Below are 2,305 nucleotides of genomic sequence, written 5' to 3' on the forward strand. Positions count from 1 at the left end.
TACTGGAAAGGTTTTGTCTGATAGTGGTTTACGGTTTGAGTCTGAAAATGGCGAGAGATTCTATGTTAACCACCGAGGTGCGCAGGCATCTCAAGGATCTTCTCTGACCTCAAAAGGCCGCGCTGCGCTGGGCAAGCGATTTCGTTGGGGAGGGGGACCGGTCATTTATGGGGATGATACTAATGCAACTCTAGGTATCATGGCCACAGAAAATAATACTACAATTGAAATATCTGGCTATGACCCGAGTATTGTTTTTCGGAAAGGCTCTGATGTAGACGCTATTACAGACGACAGGCTTTCTATCACGTTGAACAGAGGACAATCATACGTTTTGGAATACGCAATCCGAAATCTTCCAAATTGGAGTGCATCAAAAACCTATGATGAATGGATGGGTGCATTAATAGTGGCAGATAAGGATGTCGCTGTGAGCTTAGGAAATGCATTGTATTCGCCGAGTAATGATAACGGTCGAGATATTGCGATAGATCAGATCATCCCTGAGAATGTGCTTGGTAATGAATACGTTTTTGTGAGAGGTTATGGTAATGATGATTTGGAATTCGCCATCATTATTGCCACTCAAAATAGTACGGAGATCTATGTTAATGACGCCTTGACACCCTTTAGAACAATTGACGCAGGCGAGTATTGTATCGTTCCTGGGTCATACTATTCTGGTACTGGAACGACTCGAAAGGGAGAAAACATGTATGTAAGGGCATCAAAACAAGTCTATGCTTATCACTCGACTGCAGGCGCTGATAGCGGCGCTAACGTTGATTATAACGTTATTGCACCTGTTAATTTCCTTCTAGACAAGGAGGTTGATTTTATACCTGCAGTTAATTTCCTCTCGACAACAAAAATTTCAGGAGGAGTGAGTATCATTTCAGCGGCTTCTGCAACTGATGCGGAGCTGGAAGTATATAAAAATGGATCGCGAGTTTTGGAAGATAATTTGCCAGATTTGCGAAAAGAGGTCACTGGCTCTGAACTATGGGTTACCTATTTTCTTGATGGGCTAGAAGGTAATATTAGGGTTCGATCAACCAATTCTATCGCTGTAGGTTTCATGGGTCAAAGTGGAGTAATTGGTGCTTCTGGTTACTTCTCAGGCTTTGAGACTATTCCAAGCATAGATGTAGCCGTAAGAGTTGTTGGAGATTGCCTTCGAAATGGCAACATAACCCTTACAGCCCCGCAGGGATATGCAATTTATCAATGGTACCTTGAAGGTAATCCGGTATCAGGCGCAACCCAGAGCACTTTTCAGCCAACATTACCTGGTACTTACACAGTCGGGATCACTCAATCTGTTGACGTGAGAGAGTATGTTTCCGCACCTGTAGATGTCAGTGACTGTTTGCCTGAAGTCAAGTTAGACGTAACTTCAAATGTACAATCCTTATCGGTTGGTGAATCGACTACCCTTCGTGTTAATTATAAGTATCAATCTTTTTTTTCAGCTACCAATGCAAAAGTTAACCTTACGATTCCAAGTAACTTCCAAGTTGCAGCAAACAGCCGCTCAGCCGGAACATGGGATGCTATTACAAAAGAATGGACGATTGGAAATGTTAGTCCAGGCGCTGAAGAGGTGCTTGAACTTACCTTAAAAGCATTGAGTGTAGGTAATCCAGTGACGGTTTCTGCATCAAATTCTCAGACTGTTTATGAATCTGACAACACAACTTTATTGAATGAAGGAAACAACATAACAGATGATCTAACTGAAGTTTTTAATATAAAGGATATAACCGTTATTTCTGCTACTACTCCAATTACAAAAACAGTTTTAGATCCCGATTTTAGCCTTTCGGCAACTTCAAATAATCCAAACCCAATTTCATATACTTCGAGTAATGAGGGTATTGTGCGTGTTGCATCAGATGGCACTGTTTCAATTGTTAGTGAAGGAACGGCTGTAATAACTTTATCTCAACTTGCTTCAAGTTCTTATGGACCAGGAACCAATACGGTTACAATCACTGTCAGTAAAGTTACCCCTACACTTAGTGGATTTCCAGATATCACCAAAACCTTCGGCGATCCGAATTTTCAACTAACAGCGCCCACATCTACTGGAGATGGAACATTTTCCTATACTTCTTCCGATACCTCGGTAGCTACAGTGAACTCTTCTACGGGAGAGATCACTATCAAGGCTGCGGGTTCATCGACGATTACTGCAACGCAAGCAGCAACATCAAATTATAACCCCCAATCGATTCAAGCTGTTTTAACGGTTAAAGAGGCAGACCAGGTTATTTCTGTTGGATCACTACCTGATGGAAAAACG

The 2,305-nt window shown here is 42.0% G+C and carries 1 protein-coding gene; it reads left to right on the plus strand.

Annotated features, from left to right (window positions below):
- Positions 1–13: 13 nt before the first annotated feature.
- Positions 14–2,305, plus strand: a 2,292-nt coding sequence (locus tag KG732_RS12920) for an Ig-like domain-containing protein (RefSeq protein WP_300980461.1), incomplete at its 3' end; no start/stop codon positions are given.

Source organism: Nonlabens sp., from assembly GCF_018401815.1.
In the GTDB taxonomy this organism is placed as follows: domain Bacteria; phylum Bacteroidota; class Bacteroidia; order Flavobacteriales; family Flavobacteriaceae; genus Nonlabens.